This window comes from Rhodobacter calidifons, assembly GCF_011174775.1.
GTDB lineage: Bacteria > Pseudomonadota > Alphaproteobacteria > Rhodobacterales > Rhodobacteraceae > Tabrizicola > Tabrizicola calidifons.
Map to the genome: position 1 here is coordinate 1 of NZ_JAANHS010000047.1, position 1,141 is coordinate 1,141.

Genomic DNA, 1,141 nt, shown 5'->3' on the forward strand with positions numbered 1-1,141 from the left:
GGGCTGACCTTGAAGCTGAAGTCATCATTGCCGAGCAACCCGATCAGCGCACGGGCGGAAAAGCCGGTCTTGAAGGCAAAGGCTGCGTCGTTCACGGCCGCCGCCTTGTTGACTGTGGCTTCGATCCCCGCCCCTGCGTTGTTCAACAGCACGGCCGGGGTGTTGACCGACAGGCGGTTGAAGCTGTCGGCCGTCGCCCCGCCGAGGCCGAGCAATTGCGCAGTCAGGTTGGCCTGGGGCATGCCGACCTGCGTCACGGCATTGGCGAAGGTGACAGTCGGCGTGTTGACGACAGTCGTGCCGCCCGCGCCAGCGGTCGCAGAGCCGATGTTGACAACCATGGTCGATCCGGATGCGCCGCCGGTGCCGAGGTTCACGGTCTTCGTCACACCGGTGGTCGTCGCACCAATGCCCATGCCATAGGTCGCGGTCGTCGTCGCCGTGCCGATCGATGCGCTCGCTGCGGAAACCGTGACGGTTCCGGATGCTGTCAGCGTCCCCGAAAACGTCTTGTTGCCGGAGAAGGTCTGGGTGCCCGCAAGGATCGCCAGTTCCGAGGAGGTATTCGGCAGCGTGAAACTGCGAGTCGTCCCGGCGCTGATCCCTGCCAGCGAGAAGTTCGCCTTCTTCGTCGGGTCCGCATCATTCACGAGGCTGAACACTGCATCCGAGACGTCGCGCGGCTCGCCCACCACCTCCCAGGCCGCGCCGGTCCAGACGAGGAACAGGCCCTCGGCCGCGACCCAGACCAGCCAACCGGTGCGCGGGACGAGGCGGATCCACGCGCCGTCGACCCAGAAGGCGATGTTCAGGTCCCACCCCGCCCAGAGGCCGGTTGCGCCGGAGGCCACGAGGTGCCGATTGCCGTCCGCCGGGCTTGCGGGCGGCGCGGTGCGCGTCCGGTCGAGGACGGAGAGTTGCACCATGGCGTCGAGCAGGCGCAGCGCCTCGTTGTGGGTGACGTGCTTCTGCGCCTGCGCCGCCAGCAGGTAGGGCAGGCCCAGATGGGTCGTGGTGTCGGACATGGGAAATCCCGTCAGAACTGGAGTGTCACGGACGCAGGCGTGCCGCGGCCGAGGCGGTTCGAGAGCTGGTAGATGCGGAGCGCCAGCGTCTGGCCGGGCCCGAGCGGCGCACCCCA

General features: G+C 67.7%; 1 protein-coding gene. It reads right to left on the bottom strand.

Going from position 1 to position 1,141, the window contains the following annotated elements; genetic code table 11:
* On the bottom strand, positions 1 to 1,025 hold a 1,025-nt coding region (locus tag G8O29_RS18140; RefSeq protein WP_166404594.1), incomplete at its 3' end, for a DUF2793 domain-containing protein.
* Positions 1,026 to 1,141: the final 116 nt, after the last annotated feature.